At 44.8% G+C, this 259-nt stretch carries 1 protein-coding gene; it reads left to right on the forward strand.

Features of this window, described 5'->3' with window-relative positions; translation table 11 throughout:
* The coding region (locus B4F08_RS00635; protein WP_291372428.1) for an SDR family oxidoreductase at nt 1–259 on the forward strand (259 nt) is incomplete at both ends.

Below are 259 nucleotides of genomic sequence, written 5' to 3' on the forward strand. Positions count from 1 at the left end.
GATGCCAAACTATAACGTGATGGGTATGGCTAAAGCGTCTTTAGAAGCGGGTGTTCGTTATTTAGCTTCTAGCTTGGGCGTAGATGGTATTCGTGTAAATGCAATTTCTGCAGGTCCAATCCGTACTTTGGCAGCATCGGGGATTAAATCTTTCCGTAAAATGCTCGATGCCAATGAAAAGATTGCGCCACTAAAACGTAATGTGACGATTGAAGAAGTGGGCAATGCTGCATTGTTCCTTTGCTCACCGTGGGCTTCA

Source organism: Acinetobacter sp. UBA6720, from assembly GCF_002454215.1.
Taxonomy (GTDB): Bacteria; Pseudomonadota; Gammaproteobacteria; order Pseudomonadales; family Moraxellaceae; genus Acinetobacter.